This window comes from Nonomuraea insulae, from assembly GCF_042656245.1.
Window position 1 is genome coordinate 70,923 of the sequence record NZ_JBHSPA010000047.1, and the last position, 18,735, is coordinate 89,657.

Annotated in this window: 17 protein-coding genes and 1 riboswitch; of the genes, 10 read left to right on the forward strand and 7 right to left on the reverse strand. The window is 73.3% G+C overall.

The features are described from left to right. Positions 1–20 precede the first annotated feature (20 nt). Positions 21–296 carry a GlsB/YeaQ/YmgE family stress response membrane protein gene (locus ACFPZ3_RS37565; RefSeq protein ID WP_379519093.1) on the forward strand — a complete coding sequence of 92 codons (276 nt, stop codon included), beginning with the start codon at positions 21–23 and terminating at the stop codon, positions 294–296. A gap of 255 nt (positions 297–551) precedes the next feature. Here the strand turns inward: ACFPZ3_RS37565 and ACFPZ3_RS37570 are convergent, their stop codons facing one another. Beyond that, complete coding sequence (locus ACFPZ3_RS37570) at positions 552–1,358, reverse strand: SigB/SigF/SigG family RNA polymerase sigma factor (protein WP_379519094.1); 807 nt, start codon at positions 1,356–1,358, stop codon at positions 552–554. Positions 1,359–1,601: 243 nt separating this feature from the next. Further along, on the reverse strand, positions 1,602–2,063 hold the full coding sequence (locus tag ACFPZ3_RS37575) for an ATP-binding protein (RefSeq protein ID WP_379519095.1): 462 nt from the start codon (positions 2,061–2,063) through the stop codon (positions 1,602–1,604). Between the two features lie 524 nt (positions 2,064–2,587). Here ACFPZ3_RS37575 and ACFPZ3_RS37580 point away from each other — a divergent pair. From ACFPZ3_RS37580 to ACFPZ3_RS37605, 6 genes are read left to right on the forward strand one after another with little or no spacing between them, the layout of a single operon-like run. After that, entirely contained in the window at positions 2,588–2,776 is a 189-nt protein-coding gene (locus ACFPZ3_RS37580) for a CbtB domain-containing protein (protein WP_379519096.1), read from the forward strand. Between the two features lie 9 nt (positions 2,777–2,785). Continuing rightward, the gene (locus ACFPZ3_RS37585; protein WP_379519097.1) at positions 2,786–3,526 is read left to right on the forward strand and encodes a CbtA family protein; all 741 of its coding nucleotides are present in this window, start codon (positions 2,786–2,788) and stop codon (positions 3,524–3,526) included. Positions 3,527–3,535: 9 nt separating this feature from the next. Further along, positions 3,536–4,075 (forward strand): histidine phosphatase family protein, encoded by a 540-nt coding sequence (locus tag ACFPZ3_RS37590; protein ID WP_379519098.1) that lies wholly within the window; start codon positions 3,536–3,538, stop codon positions 4,073–4,075. Further along, positions 4,072–6,348, forward strand: a complete 2,277-nt coding sequence (locus ACFPZ3_RS37595) for a magnesium chelatase subunit D family protein (RefSeq protein WP_379519099.1) — start codon at positions 4,072–4,074, stop codon at positions 6,346–6,348. The genes ACFPZ3_RS37590 and ACFPZ3_RS37595 overlap by 4 nt, the downstream gene beginning before the upstream one ends. Before the next feature lie 2 nt (positions 6,349–6,350). Further along, on the forward strand, positions 6,351–6,953 hold the full coding sequence (gene cobO, locus ACFPZ3_RS37600; RefSeq protein WP_379519100.1) for a cob(I)yrinic acid a,c-diamide adenosyltransferase: 603 nt from the start codon (positions 6,351–6,353) through the stop codon (positions 6,951–6,953). A gap of 8 nt (positions 6,954–6,961) precedes the next feature. Beyond that, on the forward strand, positions 6,962–8,371 hold the full coding sequence (locus tag ACFPZ3_RS37605) for a cobyrinate a,c-diamide synthase (protein WP_379519229.1): 1,410 nt from the start codon (positions 6,962–6,964) through the stop codon (positions 8,369–8,371). Here ACFPZ3_RS37605 and cobN read toward each other — a convergent pair. Then, complete coding sequence (gene cobN / locus ACFPZ3_RS37610) at positions 8,326–11,949, reverse strand: cobaltochelatase subunit CobN (RefSeq protein WP_379519101.1); 3,624 nt, start codon at positions 11,947–11,949, stop codon at positions 8,326–8,328. The two genes, ACFPZ3_RS37605 and cobN, sit on opposite strands and share 46 nt — an antisense overlap. Positions 11,950–12,004: 55 nt before the next feature. Further along, positions 12,005–12,129, reverse strand: a riboswitch (cobalamin riboswitch). 72 nt (positions 12,130–12,201) lie between these two features. Here cobN and cobG point away from each other — a divergent pair. The 3 genes from cobG to cobJ are packed head-to-tail and all read left to right on the forward strand — an operon-like array spanning position 12,202 to position 15,526. Continuing rightward, entirely contained in the window at positions 12,202–13,425 is a 1,224-nt protein-coding gene (gene cobG, locus ACFPZ3_RS37615; protein WP_379519102.1) for a precorrin-3B synthase, read from the forward strand. Next, entirely contained in the window at positions 13,422–14,042 is a 621-nt protein-coding gene (locus tag ACFPZ3_RS37620; protein ID WP_379519103.1) for a precorrin-8X methylmutase, read from the forward strand. The genes cobG and ACFPZ3_RS37620 overlap by 4 nt, the downstream gene beginning before the upstream one ends. A gap of 5 nt (positions 14,043–14,047) precedes the next feature. Then, complete coding sequence (gene cobJ, locus ACFPZ3_RS37625) at positions 14,048–15,526, forward strand: precorrin-3B C(17)-methyltransferase (RefSeq protein ID WP_379519104.1); 1,479 nt, start codon at positions 14,048–14,050, stop codon at positions 15,524–15,526. On the opposite strand, the gene ACFPZ3_RS37630 is transcribed toward cobJ, so the two are convergent. The 4 genes from ACFPZ3_RS37630 to ACFPZ3_RS37645 are packed head-to-tail and all read right to left on the reverse strand — an operon-like array spanning position 15,502 to position 18,678. Continuing rightward, positions 15,502–16,350, reverse strand: a complete 849-nt coding sequence (locus tag ACFPZ3_RS37630) for a cobalt-precorrin-6A reductase (RefSeq protein WP_379519105.1) — start codon at positions 16,348–16,350, stop codon at positions 15,502–15,504. The two genes, cobJ and ACFPZ3_RS37630, sit on opposite strands and share 25 nt — an antisense overlap. Continuing rightward, positions 16,335–17,090, reverse strand: coding sequence for a precorrin-4 C(11)-methyltransferase (cobM, locus tag ACFPZ3_RS37635; protein ID WP_379519106.1), 756 nt, complete (start codon positions 17,088–17,090; stop codon positions 16,335–16,337). The genes ACFPZ3_RS37630 and cobM overlap by 16 nt, the downstream gene beginning before the upstream one ends. Then, positions 17,087–18,295 (reverse strand): precorrin-6y C5,15-methyltransferase (decarboxylating) subunit CbiE, encoded by a 1,209-nt coding sequence (gene cbiE / locus ACFPZ3_RS37640; RefSeq protein ID WP_379519107.1) that lies wholly within the window; start codon positions 18,293–18,295, stop codon positions 17,087–17,089. The genes cobM and cbiE overlap by 4 nt, the downstream gene beginning before the upstream one ends. After that, positions 18,292–18,678: a pyridoxamine 5'-phosphate oxidase family protein gene (locus ACFPZ3_RS37645; RefSeq protein ID WP_379519108.1), complete on the reverse strand. Its 387-nt coding sequence runs from the start codon at positions 18,676–18,678 to the stop codon at positions 18,292–18,294. Before ACFPZ3_RS37645 ends, cbiE begins: the two co-directional genes overlap by 4 nt. Between the last annotated feature and the right edge of the window lie 57 nt (positions 18,679–18,735).

The window sequence follows — 18,735 nt, forward strand, 5'->3', positions numbered from 1 at the left end:
CCGATAGCAGGGAGCAGCACATGACCATCACCGGCATCATCACCGCCATCGTCATCGGCGCCATCATCGGCGCGCTGGGCCGCCTGGTCGTCCCGGGCAAGCAGAACATCCCGATCTGGCTGACCATCGTGGTCGGCATCGTGGCCGCCTTCATCGGCACCTTCATCGCCGGCGCGTTCGGCGTGGCCGAGACCGGCGGCATCGACTGGATCGAGCTGCTGCTCCAGATCGCCGTCGCCGCTGTCGGCGTCATCCTCACTGTCAGCCTGTACGGCAGGCGCGGCATCCGTCACTGACCTGTGCCCTGTCGTGGCACCGGGGTTGTCGAGGGTCCTGTGGAAGATGACGTACGCGGTCCATCTTCCACAGGACCGTTCTGTTCGTGGCTCGCCGCCGGCCGCTGTTGGGGGAGATCGACCGGCTTCGTGACGCCGGGAAGGTCCTGCCGGATCGGGAGCTCTCGTACCCCGGCATGAGGGACCGGCATGAGGGAATGGATCAGCCCCGTCTCAGCGGCGACGCCGCTGCGGCGGGGCTGGTCTGCCGGGTGGTCAGGCGGCCGCGCGGGTGGGGCGGCGGTCCGTGGAGGTGAGGAGGGCCTGGCGCAGCTGGGTCAGTACGGCGCGCAGGATGCGTGAGACGTGCATCTGGGAGATGCCGAACTCGGTGGCGATCTCGGCCTGGGTCAGGTTGCCGTAGAAGCGCAGGAGCAGGATGTTCCTCTCCCGGTCCGGCAGCGCGTCGATGAGCGGCTTGACCGCCTGCGCGTCGACCAGCGTGTCCAGGGCCTGGTCGTAGGCGGGGATGAAGTCGCCCAGGCAGGCCGAGTCGCCGTCGTCCGTGCCGACCGGGGCGTCCAGGGACAGGGTGCTGTAGGCCGACGAAGCGTCCATGGCCAGCAGTACATCCTCCTCCGACAGGTTCATCTTGGCCGCCAGTTCGGCCACCGTCGGCGAGCGGCCGAGCAGGTGGGTGAGCTCGCCGGTGATCCGGTTGAGCTCGGAGCGGCGCTCCTGGTAGACACGCGGCACCCGGATCGCCCAGGTGCGATCGCGGAAGTGTCGTTTGACCTCGCCCGTCACGGTGACGGCGGCGTATCCGCGGAAATCGTGGCCCAGGCCGGCGTCGAACCCGTTGATGGCCTTGACCAGGCCGACGTAGGCGGCCTGCCGCAGGTCCTCCAGCGGTTCGCCGCGGTGCCCGTAGCGGCGGGTGACCTCGGCGACCAGCCATTGGTGCATCTCAACGAGCCGCTCGCGCAGCCTCATCCGGTGCTCATCGGAGATATCGGGCTCGACCATGGCCACGAGGAGTTCTTCGGCGGTCAGGTCGGTGATCGCGATGTCCTGAACGGTCATGACAGTGTTCCTGCTCTCGGCTGTGCAGGCCGCTCCGTCCAAAACAAAAAGTCCAGACAGAAGCGCGCCTCGTACGTCTTGCGAGACGAAGCCCTCTGCTGGACCTCAACCCGATCTCTGACCGCTGACCGACCGGCTACTCTCACCGGGAGGTAACAATACGATCACGTACGCGGGCGAAGTGGCTTCCCAGCGGGCCGTGCGCAGGAGAAACGCCTGTTGGGAGGCGGTGCCCCGCCCTCATCACGGAGATGGGGGGCGCGTCGCTTCCGACAGGTGCCGTGCGGGCCGGCCGTTGGCCCGGGCGCGTTTCATCCGGAGCCGTACCTGCGAAGTGCCGCTGCCTCGGGTGATGACGACCTCGTCGCACAGGTGGTGCATCACCCACAGGCCGTACCCGTGCGGGCCGGCCGGCGGGCGCTCGTCCGGGCGGGCCTCCGGGCCGAGCCGGCCCGCGCGATCGACGACATCGACGGTGAGGAAGCCGTCATCGACCCGGAACCGCACCCAGCCGCGCCCTCCGGCGTGGTCGAGCACGTTGGTGACCGCCTCGTTGACCGCCAGCGCCAGATCGTCTCCGCGCTGCGAGGCCAGTCCGGCCCGTTGTCCGTGCCGGTGCACCAGGTCGCGCAGTGCCGCCAGATCGTGGCTGATCGGCCAAGTCTCGGCCCCGTTGGGGAACCTGTCGGGGGCAGGCGTGGACATCGGCCCCTCCTACCCGAAATCACGCACCGTGTGCCCATGATGGCAGCTCTCCTGCCACAATCGCAGGCCAAAGGGGGCAAATCTCTAAGGGCGACATGGCCGGTGTGGCGTTTCCGCGGCCTGGACACGAACTCTGATCTTGGAACGGGGCCCGCGCACACGCCGTGTTTAGCGACGCGGAGGAGGGCAGGGTGGGTGAGCTTCACTCTCGGAACTCCGGAGAGCGCGGCAGATCCTGTCCAAGGCCCCCAGGATCTGCCGCGCTCTCCGGCGTCATGACGCGGATCGTCTCTGGTCCGCGGTCTTCCCCGGCCTCGAATCGCTGCCCCCTGCGCCGAGATCGACGTATTGACGCGAACGGGAGGAAAGGATACGTTCCGGTAGATTTCACGGTTGTCCAAGGGAAATCCGGTGAGATGCCGGTGCGGACGCGCCACTGTATCCGGGACGTAGATCCCGGGAGCCAGGTCGCTTGGCGACCGTGACCTCACCAAGCGGGACGCGTCATCCCTGAGGAGGCTCTTATGAGTGACCTGACCACACCATCCGCCATTCCCCTGCCGCGCCTGCGGCCCTGGCTGCTGGCCGTGCCCTTGCTGCTGCTCGTCGCGTACCTGGTCCTGATGGACAACGGCGCCGTCTCCCAGACGGGCGCCTTCCTGCACGAGTTGATGCACGACGGGCGGCATCTGCTCGGCGTGCCCTGCCACTAAGGGCGAGGCATGGTACGCACCCTGCTGGTCAGGGGCCTGCTCATGGGCCTGCTGGCCGGATTTCTGGCGGGCGGATTCGCCTTCTTCTTCGGTGAGCCGCGCGTGGACAGTGCCATCGCCCTGGAGGAGGCGGCCGCTCCGGCCGCCGAGGCCGGGCATGACCATGGCGACGAGGCCGAGGTGAGCAGGCCGGTGCAGAAGGCCGGGCTCTTCCTCGCGACCGGGCTCTACGGGCTGGCCGTGGGCGGTGTGTTCGCCCTGGTCTTCGCGGGTCTGCGCGGACGGGTCGGGCCGCGCTCGGACGGGCGGCTGGGCCTGGTCGCCGCCGGTACGGCGTTCGTCGCGATCATTCTTGTTCCCTTCGTGAAATATCCAGCTAATCCGCCCGCTGTCGGCGATCCGGCGACGATCAACAGCCGCACGCTGCTCTACGTGGTGATGGTCCTCGTGGGGCTGGCGGCGGTGGCGATCGCGGTCGCGACGGCCCGGCGGGTCGTCTCCCCCGATCCGTGGGTTCGATGGGGGTCGGCCGCGGTCGCCTTCCTCGTTCCCGTGGTGGCGGCGTGGGTGTTGCTGCCCACGGTCAACGAGGTGCCCGACGGGTTCCCCGCCACGCTGCTGTGGGAGTTCAGGCTCGCCTCGATCGGTACGCAACTCGTCTTCTGGGCGGCCTTCGGCGTGCTGTTCGGGTGGGTGAGCGACCGGGCGGCGCGGCAGGCCGTTCCTGTCGGTGCCGCCGAGCCGGGCTGAGCTCGGTTGTTGTTCGTCCGGCACGCCACGACGCCGGGGATGCGGGCTGCCCGCTTTCCCGGTGATGAGGAGGCCGACGCGGCGAGCCTGGCCAGGGCCGCCGCCTCGCCGGTCGCGGCGGGAACACCCGTCTGGGTTGCTCCCGTCCGGGCCGCGTGGCAGACCGCCGTCGCCATGGGGCTGGAGGCCCGTGAGGCTCCGGCCCTCGGGGAGGCCGGGTGCGGGCGGTGGCGCGGTCTGTCGTACGAGCGGGTCGCCGGGGAGGAGCCTGAGGCGCTGGCCGCGTGGCTCGCCGATCCGCACGCGGCGCCGCACGGCGGCGAGAGCCTGGCCGCGGCGGCGGCCAGGGTGGCGGGCTGGCTCGAAGCGGTGCGCGAGGGGGTCGCCATCTGCGATGCCGGGGCAATCAGGGCGGCGCTCGGCCACGCCTTGGGGCTGGGCCCGCTGGCCACCGCCCGTTTCGACCTCGCGCCGCTGTCCACCACAGAGCTGACCGTCACCCGGGGCGGCTGGCGGGTGGCCCATGTCAATCGGAAGGTTTCGTCTTGATCAACACCTACCCGTTCAGCGCCGTCGTCGGGCTCGGCGACCTGAAGCTGGCGCTGGTGCTCAACGCGGTCTCGCCCCGGGTGGGCGGGGTGCTCGTACGGGGTGAGAAGGGAACCGCGAAATCCACCATCGTCCGCGCGCTGGCGGCCCAGCTGCCGGCGGTGGCGGTCGTGCCCGGCTGCCGGTTCGCCTGCGACCCCGCGACCCCCGATCCCGAGTGCCCGGACGGACCGCATGAACCCGGCGCCGAAGGGGTGAACCGCCCGGCCACGCTGGTCGAGTTGCCCGTGGGCGCGTCGGAGGACCGCCTGGCGGGATCGCTCGACGTGGAGCGGGCGCTGACGGAGGGTGTGAAGGCGTTCGAACCAGGGCTGCTGGCCGCCGCGCACCGGGGCGTCCTGTACGTCGATGAGGTGAACCTCCTGCACGACCACCTGGTGGACCTGCTGCTCGACGCGGCCGCCCTGGGCACCTGTTACGTCGAGCGCGAGTCCGTGTCGGTCCGGCACGCCGCCCGGTTCCTGCTGGTGGGCACCATGAACCCGGAGGAGGGTGAGCTGCGCCCGCAGCTCCTGGACAGGTTCGGGCTGACGGTCGAGGTACGGGCCTCGCGCGATCCCGTGGAGCGGGCCGAGGTGGTACGGCGACGGCTCGCCTTCGACGCCGACCCCGCGACGTTCGCGGCCAGGTGGGCTCGGGAGGAGTCGGAGCTGGCGGGCCACATCGCCGCCGCCCGGGAGCGGGTGGCCGGTGTGCGGCTGCCGGACGCGCGGCTGCGGCAGATCGCCACGGTGTGCGCGGCGTTCGAGGTGGACGGGCTGCGGGCCGACCTCGTCACGGCGAACGCGGCCATCGCCCACGCCGCCTGGCGGGGGCGGGAGGTGGTGACTGTCGAGGATGTACGCGCGGCGGCCCGGCTGTCGTTGCCGCATCGGCGGCGGCGGGATCCGTTCGACGCGCCGGGGCTGGACGAGGCGATGCTCGATGAGCTGCTGGAGCGTACTTCTGAGGATGACGATCCGGACGATCAGGACGGTTCCGATGGTGGGCCGTCGGGCGACGCCGGTCCTGACGCCGACGGCTTTGGTCCTGGTTCGGACGGCTCCGGCCCTGACGCGGACGGAGACGGCACGGATGCCGGAGGGCCGGACGGGCGGGGAGCCGGTCAGGCGGACGGGCTTCGGGACGAGCACGTGGACGGGCGGGGAGCCGATCAGGCGGACGGGCGACGGGACGAGCACGTGGACGCGTCGCCCGAGGGGCGCACGGGATCGGAGCCGGCCGGGGAAGAGGGTACGGATCGGGTGACCGAGCCGGCTCATGCCGGGCAAGGGGTTCCTGGCGGGGGCCGGGTGGACGGGGTGGCGGCGCCGTACCGGGTGCCGTTGCTGGAGGTTCCCGGGCTCGGGGAGGGGGCGACCGGGCGGCGGTCGCGGTCGCGTACGCCGCATGGGAGGAGCACCGGATCGCGCCGGCCCTCCGGGCAGGTGCGTGATCTGCATGTGATGGCGACCATGCTGGCGGCGGCGCCACATCAGCGGGAGCGGGGTCGCCGCGGGCCCGGGCTGGTGTTGCGCGGGGACGACCTGCGCGAGGTGGTGCGGGAGGGCAGGGAGGGCAACCTCGTGCTGTTCGTGGTGGACGCGAGCGGGTCGATGGCGGCGCGCAAGCGGATGACCGTCGTCAAGACGGCCGTGCTCAGCCTGCTGCTCGACGCCTACCAGCGGCGCGACAAGGTGGGGCTGGTGACGTTCCGCGGTTCCGGGGCCGAGGTGGCGCTGCCGCCTACCTCGTCGGTGGAGGCTGGGGCTGCGCGGTTGCGTACGCTGCCGACCGGTGGGCGCACGCCGCTGGCGGCGGGGCTGGCGCGGGCGGCCGAGGTGCTGCGCGTGGAGCGGTTGCGCGATCCGGCCAGGCGGCCGTTGCTGGTGGTGGTGACCGATGGGCGCGCCACGGCGGGCGGGGACGTGGATCGGGCCGCCGGGCTGCTGGAGGGCACGGCGTCGGTGGTGGTGGACTGCGAGAGCGGGCCGGTCCGGCTCGGCCTGGCGGTGCGGCTGGCGTCGCGGTTGCGTGCCCGGCTCGTCGCGCTCGACTCCCTGTCCGACCTCGACTCCGTCGTTCGCGAACACAGAACCGGCCGTGAGGCCAGGGCCGTTCGCGAATCCGGGACCGGTCGTGAGGCCGAGGCCGTTCGAGGAGCCGGGGTCGTTCGAGAGGCCGGGGCTGTTCGTGAGTCCGAGGTCGGTCGTCAGCGCGGGAAGGTGGTCTGATCATGCCGCAGGGGAAGCCGGATGTCGTGCCGGACGACGGGCTCACCACCCGGCAGCGTCGCACCAGGCCGCTGCTGATGGTGCACACCGGCCCCGGCAAGGGTAAGTCGACGGCCGCCTTCGGGATGGCGTTGCGGGCGTGGAACCAGGGGTGGCCGGTCGGGGTGTTCCAGTTCGTGAAGTCCGCCAAGTGGCGGATCGGCGAGGAGCGGGCGCTCAAGGTGCTGGGCGACTCGGGCGAGGGCGGCTCGGTGACCTGGCACAAGATGGGCGAGGGCTGGTCGTGGATCCAGCGGCCCGGCACCGAGGAGGACCATGCGGCCGACGCCCGCGAGGGATGGGAGCAGATCAAGCGTGATCTGGCGGCCGAGACGTACCGGTTCTACGTGCTGGACGAGTTCACCTATCCGCTGAAGTGGGGCTGGCTGGACCTCGATGACGTGCTGGCGGCGCTCACCGGGCGGCCGGGCAACCAGCATGTGGTGATCACCGGCAGGGACGCGCCCGAGGGGCTGATCGAGGCGGCCGATCTGGTGACGGAGATGGGCAAGGTACGCCATCCCATGGACGCCGGGCAGAAGGGGCAGAAGGGCATCGAGTGGTAGTTCCTCGGCTGGTCGTCGCCGCGCCGTCGTCGGGGAGCGGCAAGACGACGGTGGCGACGGGGCTGATGGCGGCGCTGCGGGCACGGGGGTTGAAGGTCTCGCCGCACAAGGTGGGGCCTGACTACATCGATCCCGGCTACCACGCGCTGGCCACCGGGCGGCCGGGGCGCAATCTTGATCCGTGGCTGGTCGGTGAGGAGCGGGTGGGGCCGCTGTTCCTGCATGGGGCGGCGGGGTGCGACGTGGCGGTGGTCGAAGGGGTGATGGGCCTGTTCGACGGCAGGGGGGCGACGGACTTCGCCTCGACCGCGCACGTCGCGAGGCTGCTGGACGCGCCGGTGGTGCTGGTGGTGGACGCCGCGCGGCAGAGCAGGTCGGTGGCGGCCGTGGTGCACGGGTTCGCGACGTTCGATTCGCTGGTGCGGGTGGGCGGGGTGGTGCTGAACCGGGTGGGGTCGGATCGGCATGAGGAGTTGTGCCGGGCCGCGCTGGAGGGGGTGGGTGTGCCGGTACTGGGTGCGATTCGGCGCGACGATGCCGTGTCCACCCCGTCGCGGCATCTGGGGCTGGTTCCGGTGGCCGAGCGGGAGAGCGAGGCGGTGGCCTCGGTGGATCGGCTGGGGGCGCTGATGGCACGGTCGTGCGATCTCGACGCGCTGCTGCGATTGGCGAGGTCGGCTCCCCCGCTGGACGCCTCCCCCTGGGAGCCCGCGCTGGTGATGCCGGGCTCGACGCTCGGGGGCGCCTGTGACAGGCCGGTGGCGGACGAGGCGGTGGGTGACCGGCCGGTGGTGGCGGTGGCGGGTGGGGCGGCGTTCACGTTCGGGTATGCCGAGCACGTGGAGTTGCTGCGGGCGGCGGGCGCGGACGTCGCGGTGTTCGACCCGTTGCGTGATGAGAAGCTGCCGGACGGGGCCGCCGCGCTCGTGATCGGCGGCGGGTTCCCCGAGGTGTACGCCGCCGAACTCGCCGCCAACGCTCCCCTGCGCGCACAGGTGGCGACCTTCGCCGGGCCGATCGCGGCCGAGTGCGCGGGGCTGCTGTACCTGTGCGACGAACTGGACGGGCAGCGCATGTGCGGGCGGGTGCCCGGGCGGGCTCGGATGACGTCCCGGCTGACCCTCGGCTACCGCGACGCCGTCGCCGTGAGGCGATCGCCGCTCACGAGGGCGGGCGAGCGCCTGCGCGGGCACGAGTTCCACCGCACCACCGTCACGTACGAGAGCGAGCCGCCATCCCGCCGGGCGAACGCCGCCGACGAGGACGGGGGTGCGCCGTTGTTTCGGTGGGAGGGTGGCGCCGACGGGTACGGTGATGCGCGGGTGACCGCCTCCTACCTGCACCTGCACTGGGCGGGGGCGCCTGGGCTGGCTCAGCGGTTGGTGTCGTCCTCCAGGTCGCCCTCGGCCTTGAGGTAGACCTCCTGCAGGCCGCGCAGGATCTCCGGGTCGGGGTGCTGCCACATGCCGCGCTCGGCGGCCTCGAGGAGGCGTTCGGCGATGCCGTGCAGCGCCCACGGGTTCGAGGCGGCCATGAACTCCTGGTTCTCGGGGTCGAGCACGTACGTCTCGGTGAGCTTGTCGTACATCCAGTCGGCCATCACGCCGGTGGTGGCGTCGTAGCCGAACAGGTAGTCCACGGTCGCGGCCAGCTCGAAGGCGCCCTTGTAGCCGTGGCGGCGCATGGCGGCCAGCCAGCGCGGGTTGACGACCCTGGCGCGGAAGATCCGTGAGGTCTCCTCCGACAGGGTGCGGGTACGTACGGCGTCGGGGCGGGTGCTGTCCCCGACGTAGGCGGCCGGCGCCTTCCCGGTGAGCGCGCGGACGGTGGCGACCATGCCGCCGTGGTACTGGAAGTAGTCGTCGGAGTCGGCGATGTCGTGCTCGCGGGTGTCGACGTTCTTGGCTGCCACGGCGATCCTGCGGTAGGCCTCCTCCATCTGCGGGCGGGCGGCCACGCCGTCGAGGTCGCGGCCGTAGGCGAAGCCGCCCCAGACGGCGTACACCTCGGCCAGGTCGGCGTCGTCGCGCCAGTTGCGGCTGTCGATGAGCGGCAGCAGGCCGGCCCCGTACGCGCCGGGCGCGGAGCCGAAGATCCGCATCGTCGCCTGGCGTTCGTCGCCGCCGGTCTCAGTGACGTGGGCACGGACGTGGGCACGGACGTAGTTGTCCTCGTCCGGCTCCTCCAGCCCGGCGGCCAGCCGTACGGCGTCGTCGAGCATGCTCACCACGTGCGGGAAGGCGTCACGGAAGAAACCGCTGATGCGGACGGTCACGTCGATCCTGGGACGGCCGAGCTCGGCGAGGGGGATCGGCTCCAGGCGGGTGACCCTTCGCGAGGCCTCGTCCCATTCGGGGCGGATGCCCAGCAGGGCCAGCACCTCGGCCACGTCGTCGCCGGCCGTGCGCATGGCGCTGGTGCCCCAGACGGACAACCCGACCGAGCGCGGCCACTCGCCGGTGTCGGTGCGGTAGCGCTCCAGCAGCGAATCGGCCATCGCCTGCCCGGTCTCCCACGCCAGCCGGCTGGGCACCGCCCTCGGGTCCACGGAGTAGAAGTTGCGGCCGGTGGGCAGCACGTTGATCAGGCCGCGCAACGGCGAGCCGCTGGGCCCGGCCGGGACGTAGCCACCGTCCAGGGCGTGCAGAACATGGTCGAGCTCGTCGGTGGTCCTGGCCAGGCGGGGCACCACTTCGGTGGCGGCGAAGGCCAGCACCCGCGTGACCAGCTCCTCCCGCTCACGCGACCCCCCGCCACCGTCGGTGGTGAGGACCGCGCGGGTGACCTCGGGTGCCGCGTCCGCCGCCCAGCCGCGTTCCTCCATGCCCTCCACCAGGGCGCGGGCCGTGGCCTCGGCCCGGTCCACGGCCGAGAGCCCCGCGGTGCCGTCCTCGGCCAGGCCGAGCGCCTCGCGCAACCCGGGCAGGGTCTCGCGGCCCGACCACATCTGCCGGGCGCGCAACATCGCCAGCACCAGGTCCACCCTGACCTGCCCGGCCGGCGCCTGGCCGAGCACGTGCAGGCCGTCGCGGATCTGGGCGTCCTTCACCTCGCACAACCAGCCGTCCACGTGCAGGATGAGGTCGTCGAACGCGCTGTCGTGCGGCCGGTCCGCCAGCCCCAGGTCATGGTCGAGCCGGGCGGCCTGGATCAGCGTCCAGATCTGCGCCCTGATCGCGGGCAGCTTGGCCGGGTCCATGGCGGCGATGGTGGCGTGCTCGTCGAGGAGTTGTTCCAGGCGGGCGATGTCCCCGTAGGTCTCGGCGCGGGCCATCGGCGGCACCATGTGGTCCACCAGCACGGCGTGCGCCCGCCGCTTGGCCTGTGTGCCCTCGCCGGGGTCGTTCACGAGGAAGGGGTAGATCAGCGGCAGGTCGCCGATGGCGGCGTCGGTGCCGCACGCGGCGGACATGCCGGCCGACTTGCCAGGGAGCCATTCCAGGTTGCCGTGCTTGCCGACGTGCACCATGGCGTGCGCCCCGAACTCGGCCGACAACCAGCGGTAGGCGGCCAGGTAGTGGTGGCTGGGCGGCAGGTCGGGGTCGTGGTAGATGGCGATCGGGTTCTCGCCGAAGCCGCGCGGGGGCTGCACCATGACGACCAGGTTCCCGGCCCGCAGCGCGGCCAGGACGATGTCGCCCTCGTGCACGAACAGCTCGCCCGGCGGCGGCCCCCAGTGCCGCTCGATCCCGGCACGCAGGTCCGCGGGCAGCGTACGGTACCAGCGCTCGTAGGAGGCGGCGGAGATGCGTACCGGATTGCCCGCCAGGTGCTCTTCCGTCAGCCAGTCCTGGTCCTGTCCCCCGGCGGCGATCAGCGCGTGGATGAGCGCGTCGCCGTCCTGGCCTGCCACGCCGGGGAAGCCGTCGCCCAGGTCGTAGCCCGCCTCGGCGAGCCTGGCCAGCAGGCGGACGGTGCTGGCCGGCGTGTCCAGCCCGACGGCGTTGCCGACGCGGGAGTGCTTGGTCGGGTACGCCGACAACATCACGACCAGCCGGCGCTCCGCGGGCGGCGTGTGCCGCAGCAGCCCGTGCCGTACGGCGATGCCCGCCACCCGGGCGGCCCGTTCCGCGTCGGCGACGTACACGGTCAGCCCGTCCTCGTCGATCTCCTTGAACGAGAACGGCACCGTGATGATCCGCCCGTCGAACTCCGGGATCGCCACCTGCGAGGCCGCGTCCAGCGGCGACAGCCCGTCGCCGTTCTCCTCCCAGGTCTGCCTGGAGCTGGTCAGGCAGAGGCCCTGCAGGATCGGCACGTCCAGGGAGGCCAGGGCGCCGACGTCCCACGCCTCGTCGTCGCCGCCCGCGCCCGCGGTCGCCGGACGCGAGCCGCCCGCCGCCAGCACCGTGACCACCAGCGCGTCGGCCGCGCGCAGGGTGTCGAGCAGCTCGGGCTCGGCGGTGCGCAGGGACGAGCAGAAGATCGGCAACGCCTGCCCGCCGGCGTCCTCGACGGCCTGGCACAACGACTCCACGAACGCCGTGTTGCCCGCCATGTGGTGCGCCCGGTAGTACAGCACGCCGATCACGGGCCCGTCCTTACGACGCGCGAGGCGTTCCAGCCGGCCCCAGGTGGGGGCGGGTGCGGGCGGGGCGAATCCGTGACCGGTCAGCAGGACGGTGTCGGACAGGAACGCGTACAACTCGGTCAGGTTCGCCGGCCCGCCGTGCGCCAGGTAGGCGTGCGCCTCCGCGCAGACACCCCCGCTGACCGTGGACAACTCCATCAGCTCGGCGTCCGGCGCCTGCTCCCCGCCCAGCACCACCACCGGCCGGGGCCCGGCCAGCAGCATGTCGAGGCCCTCCTCCCAGGCGCGACGGCCGCCGAGCAGGCGTACCACGACCAGGTCGGCGCCCTCCAGCAGGGCGGGCAGGTCCTCGGGGGTCAGGCGGGCGGGGTTGCCCAGACGGTAGGCCGCGCCACTGGCCCGGGCGCTCAGCAGGTCGGTGTCGGATGTCGAGAGCAGCAGGACGGTACGGCTGTCGCCAGGCAAGGCACGATCCTCCCTCGGGGTCCTCGCCCCGGTCGCGGGTGTCCGCGGTCGCAGGAGTCTCCTGGCTCCCGGATCAGCGCTCACCCCGGCCTTCCCGCCCGTCGCCGGGCAGTGGCCTTGTGGTGGGGTTCGCTCCCCGGTCACAGTGGCGGGACCGCGCCGGTTTCGCACCGGCTTCCTCACATGCAATCGCTCACCCAGGAGCCTACGGCAGAACCGACCCGTCCCAGAAGTGGCGTTACCATCCTGATCGTGTCCATAGCCGACTTTTCCGGCCGTACGCGTCGTGACGCCTGCCCGGGGGCGCTACAGGTGCACGAGGCCGCCGACGGGCCGCTGGCCCGCGTCCGCCTGCCCGGCGGCGCGGTCTCACCCGCGCAACTGCGCGAGCTCGCGGCCTGCGCGGCCGAGCTGGGCTCGGGGGTGATCGAGCTGACGTCCCGGGCGAACGTACAGGTCCGGGGCCTGCGCTCCCCCGCCGTCTTCGCCTCCCGCATCGCGGCCGCCGGCCTGCTGCCGTCGGCCGCCCACGAGCGGGTACGCAACATCGTCGCCTCACCCCTCGGCGGTCGCGGCCCCAGCGGATGCCTGGACACCGAGCTTCTGGCGCGGGCCCTGGACGAGGCGCTGTGCGGAAGTCCGGACCTGGCGGAGCTGCCAGGGCGGTTCCTGTTCGCCCTGGACGACGGCACGGGGGACGTGATCGGGCTGGGCGCGGACGTGACGTTCGCGACGACCGGCTCTGATGAACGACCGCCGTCGGCGGGCACCCCCGGCGAACGACCACCAGCTCCCAGCGAACGACCACCAGCTGCCGGCGGGCGGCTGCTGCTGGCGGGTGTGGACACCGGGCTGACGGCCGGCCAGGACGCCGCCGTATCGCTCATGATCGCCGCCGCGCGGGCGTTCCTCGGCGAACGGGCCGGCGGCGGCGCGTGGCGCGTCCACGAGCTGACGGACGGACCGGCCAGGATCGCCGCCCGCCTGGGCGGCCTCGCGGCGGCCGGAGCCCGGACGTCCACCGGCGTGGGCAGGCCGCGCCCCGGGCGGATGGCGCAACGGAACGGCCGGGTGGCGGTCGAGGCGGTCGTACCGCTGGGGAGGTTGTCGGCCGCGCAGGCGCGGGCACTCGCCGGCAGCGGCGCCGTCATACGGCTGACGCCCTGGCGGACCGCGATGCTGCTGGACCTCTCCCCCACCGAGGCGGAACACGCCGGGAAAGCACTCGATGCCGCCGGCCTGGCCACCGATCCGGGCTCGCCATGGGCCGGGGTCACCGCCTGCACGGGACAGCCGGGGTGCGCGAAGGCGCTGGCGGACGTGCGGGCCGACGCGCGGCGATGGGTGGAGAGCCTGGACGACGCCCCCGAGACGCCCGTGCACTGGTCCGGCTGCGAACGGCGCTGCGGGCTGCCGCGCGGCCGGGTCGTTCAGATGATCGCGACCACCGAGGGATACGAGGAACACCACCAGTGACCGACTACATCCGCGACGGCGCCGAGATCTACCGGCGCTCGTTCGCGACCATCCGCGCGGAGACGGACCTCACCGGCCTGCCGCCCGACGTGGCCCAGGTGGCGGTGCGGATGATCCACGCCTGCGGCATGACCGACCTCGTGGCTGACCTGGACTGGTCGCCCGGGGTGGTGACGCGGGCGCGGGAGGCCCTGCGAGGGGGCGCGCCGGTGTTGTGCGACGCGCGGATGGTCGCCTCCGGGGTGACGAGAGGCAGGCTGCCGGCCGGCAACGACGTGGTGTGCACGCTCGGCGACCCTCGTGTGCCCGAGCTGGCCGGACGGCTGGGCACGACCCGCAGCGCCGCCGCGCTGGAGCTGTGGCGGGAGCGGCTGGACGGCTCGGTGGTGGCGATCGGCAACGCGCCGACGGCCCTGTTCCGGCTGCTGGAGCTGGTCGCCGAGGGCGCGGGACGGCCGGCGGCGGTGCTCGGCGTGCCGGTCGGGTTCATCGGCGCGGCCGAGTCCAAGCGCGCGCTGGCGGACGCCGGCCTGGAGTATCTGGTGGTGCACGGCCGTCGCGGCGGCAGTGCGATGACGGCGGCGGCGGTCAACGCCATCGCGAACGAGACGGAGTGATGGCGATGACCGGCCGGTTGTACGGAGTGGGGCTCGGCCCCGGTGACCCCGAGCTGGTCACGGTCAAGACGGCCCGGCTCATAGGCGAGGCGGACGTGATCGCCTACCACGCCGCCAGGCACGGCCGCAGCATCGCCCGCTCGATCGCGCTGCCGTACATGCGGGAGGGGCAGGTCGAGGAGTTGCTGCTGTACCCGCTGACCACGGAGACCACCGACCACCCCGGCGGGTACCAGGGCGCGCTCGACGACTTCTACGCCGACTGCGCCGAGCGGCTGGCCGTCCATCTGGACGCGGGCAGGACCGTGGTCGTGCTGGCCGAAGGGGATCCGCTCTTCTACGGCTCCTACATGCACATGCACAAGCGGCTGGCCCACCGCTACCCGACCGAGGTGGTGCCCGGCGTCACCTCGGTCAGCGCCGCCTCCGCCGTGCTGGGGCGTCCGCTGGTGGAGCGGGACGAAGTGCTCACCGTGCTGCCCGGCACGCTGCCGGCCGACGTCCTGGCCGAGCGGCTGCGCGGCACCGACTCCGCCGCCGTGCTCAAGCTGGGCAGGACGTTCGAGAAGGTCCGCGACGCCCTGGCCGAGGCCGGGCGGCTGGACGACGCCTGGTACGTGGAGCGCGCCACCATGGGCGCGGAACGGGTCGCGCCGCTCAAGGACGTGGACGCCGACGGGGTGCCGTACTTCTCGCTGGCCCTGCTCGCCAGCCCGGCCGAGCGGACCTTCGTCCCCGAGCCCCCGGCGGCCGAGGGGCGGGGCGAGGTGGCCGTGGTCGGCCTGGGGCCCGCCGGGCGGCCGTGGCTCACGCCCGAGGCGCAGGAGGCGCTGGCGGCGGCGACGGACCTGGTCGGCTACGGCCCGTACGTGGACCGCGTGCCCCCGAATCCGCGTCAGCGCCGTCACCGTACCGACAACCGGGTCGAGGCCGAGCGGGCCAGGCACGCGCTGGAGCTGGCCCGCGACGGGGCCCGCGTGGCGGTGGTGTCGTCGGGCGATCCGGGCGTGTTCGCCATGGCCAGCGCGGTGCTGGAGGCGGCGGACGGGTTCCCCGGCGTGCCGGTGCGCGTCGTGCCGGGGCTGACCGCCGCGCAGGCGGTGGCCAGCAGGGTGGGGGCGCCGCTCGGTCATGACTACTGCGTGTTGTCGCTGTCCGACCTGCTCAAGCCGTGGGAGGTGGTGGCCGATCGGCTGTCCGCCGCCGCCCGGGCGGACCTGGTGCTGGCGATCTACAACCCGGCCTCGCGCAGCCGTACGTGGCAGGTCTCCGCCGCCCGTGACCTGCTGCTCGAACACCGCGCGCCGGACACCCCCGTGGTGATCGGCAGGGACGTCGGCGGGGAGCGGGAGAGCGTCACCGTCACCACGCTGGGTGAGCTGGATCCGGGCATGGTGGACATGCGCTGCCTGCTGATCGTCGGTTCCTCCACGACCCGCGTCACGGCGAGCGGGGTCGTCTACACCCCGCGCCGATACCCCTGAACCCAGCTCACCGCCGCCGCCACCGTGTCCACCAGCCGCGCGCCGGTGGGCAGCGGCGGCCGGTCCACCATGATCACCGGCAGTCCGGCCTCGCGGGCCGCGACCAGCTTCGCCGTGGTCATCCGGCCGCCGCTGTCCTTGGTGACCAGCACGTCCAGGCGGTGCTCGCGGATGAGGGCCAGCTCGCCCTCGACGGTGTACGGGCCGCGGTCGAGCAGGACGCGCACGTTCGCGGGCACGGGCGGCTCTGGCGGATCCACCGACCTGGCCAGCAGCCACACGCCGGGCAGCGGGGTGAAGACCGGCAGGCTCCGGCGGCCGGTGGTGAGGAACACCCGCACCCCGCCCGGCCCGCGACCGCCCACCTGCTCCGGCGCACGACCACCGCCCCGCTCCAGCCCGCGACCGCTGCCCTGCTCCAGCCCGTGACCGCCGGGCGGCCATGCGCCTGTGGCCAGCAGCTCGGCCGCCGCCCGCAGGGAGCCGACGCGCTGCCAGGCGTCGCCGGGCTCCTCCCGCCATCCCGGACGCCGCAGGACCAGCAGCGGCACCCCGGTCGCCGACGCGGCCGCGATCGCCGAGGCGGTCATCCGCTCGGCGAACGGATGCGTGGCATCGACCAGCAGGTCAATGCGCTCCTTCACCAGCCAGGCGGCCAGCCCTTCCGGCCCGCCGAACCCGCCCTCCCGCACCTCGCCCACCGGGAGCCGCGGGTTGTTCACCCGCCCCGCCAGCGACGACACCACGCGCACCCCCAGGCCGGCCAGTTCGGCGGCCAGGGCCCGGGCCTCGGCCGTGCCGCCCAGGATCAGGACCCGTCGCACGCTCTGTCCCTGTCAGCGCTGTAGAGGTGGCTGTCGGGGAACTGCGACGCCGACAACACCCGCCCGACGACGATCACCGCGGTACGCCGGATCCCGGCCTCGTGGACACGCCCGGCGATGTCGGCCAGCGTGCCGCGCAGGATCACCTCATCGTCCCTGCTCGCCCGCGCCACCACCGCCACCGGGCAGCCCGCGCCGTACGAGGGCAGCAGCTCCGCCACCACCGCGTCGATCCGCTGCACGGCCAGGTGCAGCACCATCGTGGCCCGGCCGGCCCCGAGCGTGGTGAGGTCCTCGCCCTCGGGCATGGGGGTGGCCCGGGCGGAGGTGCGCGTCAGGATGATCGTCTGCCCGACGCCGGGCACGGTCAGCTCCCTGCCGAGCGAGGCCGCCGCCGCCGCGAACGCGGGCACGCCCGGCACCACCTCGTACGGCACCCCGAGCGCGTCCAGCCTGCGCATCTGCTCGGCCACGGCGCTGAAGACGGACGGGTCGCCCGAGTGCAGCCGGGCCACGTCGAGCCCGTCGCGATGCGCGGCCAGCAGCTCGGCCACGATCTCGTCGAGCGTCAGGTTCGCGGTGTCCACCAGCCGGGCCCCGGCCGGGCAGGAGTCCAGCAGCTCCCTGGGCACCAGCGACCCCGCGTACAGGCACACCGGCGACGACTCCAGCCGTCGCAGCCCCCGCAGCGTGATCAGGTCGGCGGCGCCGGGGCCCGCTCCGACGAAGTACACGGTCACGGTACGTCCTTCCTGGTCACCGACCACACGGTCACCGGCATCGCCGCCCGCCACCCGGTGAACCCGCCCACCGGCGAGGCCCGTTGCACCGCCAGGCGTACGAGCTCGCCGCCGATCCTGCCGTACCACTGCCCGACGACGGCCTCGGACTCCAGGGTGACGGCGTTCACGACGAGCCTGCCGCCGGGGCGCAGGGCCGTCCAGCAGCGTTCCAGCAGGCCGGGCGCGGTCGCGCCGCCGCCGACGAACACCGCGTCCGGCGTGGGCAGCCCGTCCAGCGCCCCGGGAGCCCTGCCCTCCACGACGCGTAGCGACGGCGTTCCGAGCCGTTCGGCGTTGCGGCGGATCGCGGCGGCGCGGTCGGCCCTGCTCTCGATCGCCACGGCCGCGCACGACGGGTGGCAGCGCATCCACTCGATGGCGATGCTGCCCGCGCCCGCTCCCACGTCCCACAGCAGCTCTCCCGGCATCGGGGCGAGCCGCGACAGGGTGACCGCGCGGACCTCCCGCTTGGTGAGCTGCCCGTCGTGCTCGTACGCCGCGTCAGGCAGCCCGGGCACCCTGGCCAGCGGCTCGGCGCCGGGCGCGAGGGCGCACTCGACGGCGATCACGTGCAGCGGGGGCACCTCGGCGGTCGTCCAGCCCTCCGCGGTCCCGCGCAGCTCCGACTCCGGCGACGCGCCCAGGTCCGGCAGCACCGTCATCGCGCTCGGCCCGTACCCGTGCTCGACCAGCAGCCCGGCGACCACGGACGGGGAGCCGGGGCCCGCGCCGAGCACGACCAGGCGGCGGCCCGGCTGGAGGGCGGCGGTCAGCGCCGCGGGCGGGCGGCCCACCAGGCTGACCACGTCCACCTGCTCGACGGGCCAGCCGAGGCGCGCGCAGGCCAGCGACAGGGAGGACACGTGGGGCAGCACTCTGACGCGGGCGGGGCCCAGCAGGCGTACCAGGGTCGAGCCGATGCCGTAGAACATCGGGTCGCCGCTGGCCAGCACGCACACCTCGCGGCCGGCGTAGGTGTCCATGAGCGCCGGCAGCCCGGGCAGCAGCGGCGAGGGCCAGGGAACGCGCTCGGCGGGCGAGGCGGGCACGAGACCGAGCTGTCTGGGGGCGCCCATGAGCACCTCGGCCGACTCCACCGCCCGTCGAGAGGCGGTGGTCAGACCGTCCCAGCCGTCCGCCCCGACGCCGACGACCGTGATCACACGTTGCCCAGCACGCGCGTCACGTGGATCTCCACGACCACCCGGGACGGGTTGACCCTGGGCGGCTTGTAGCGGGCGGCGTAGCGGCGTTCGGCGTCGGCGACCTGCTCGGGCTCCGTACGCAGCACGGCCCGGCCCTCCAGCGTGGACCAGCGGCGGCCGTCCACCTGGCAGAGCGCGACCCGCGCACCTGGCTCGCCGATGAGCCTGGCCTTGTGCGACGTTCCCGAGGTGATCACCCGGGCGATGCCGGAGGCCAGGTCGAGCGTCGCGCCCACCGGCACCACGTGCGGCGGGCCTCCGGGGCGGGCGGTGGAGAGCGTGCACACGTGCCGCTCCTGCCAGAAGGCGGCGAACGCGTCGCCCAGGTCGGCCAGGTCCACGATCCTCCTTGGGTGAGATGGGCGGCAAACATCGTATATGCGCCGCTCTGGCAGACT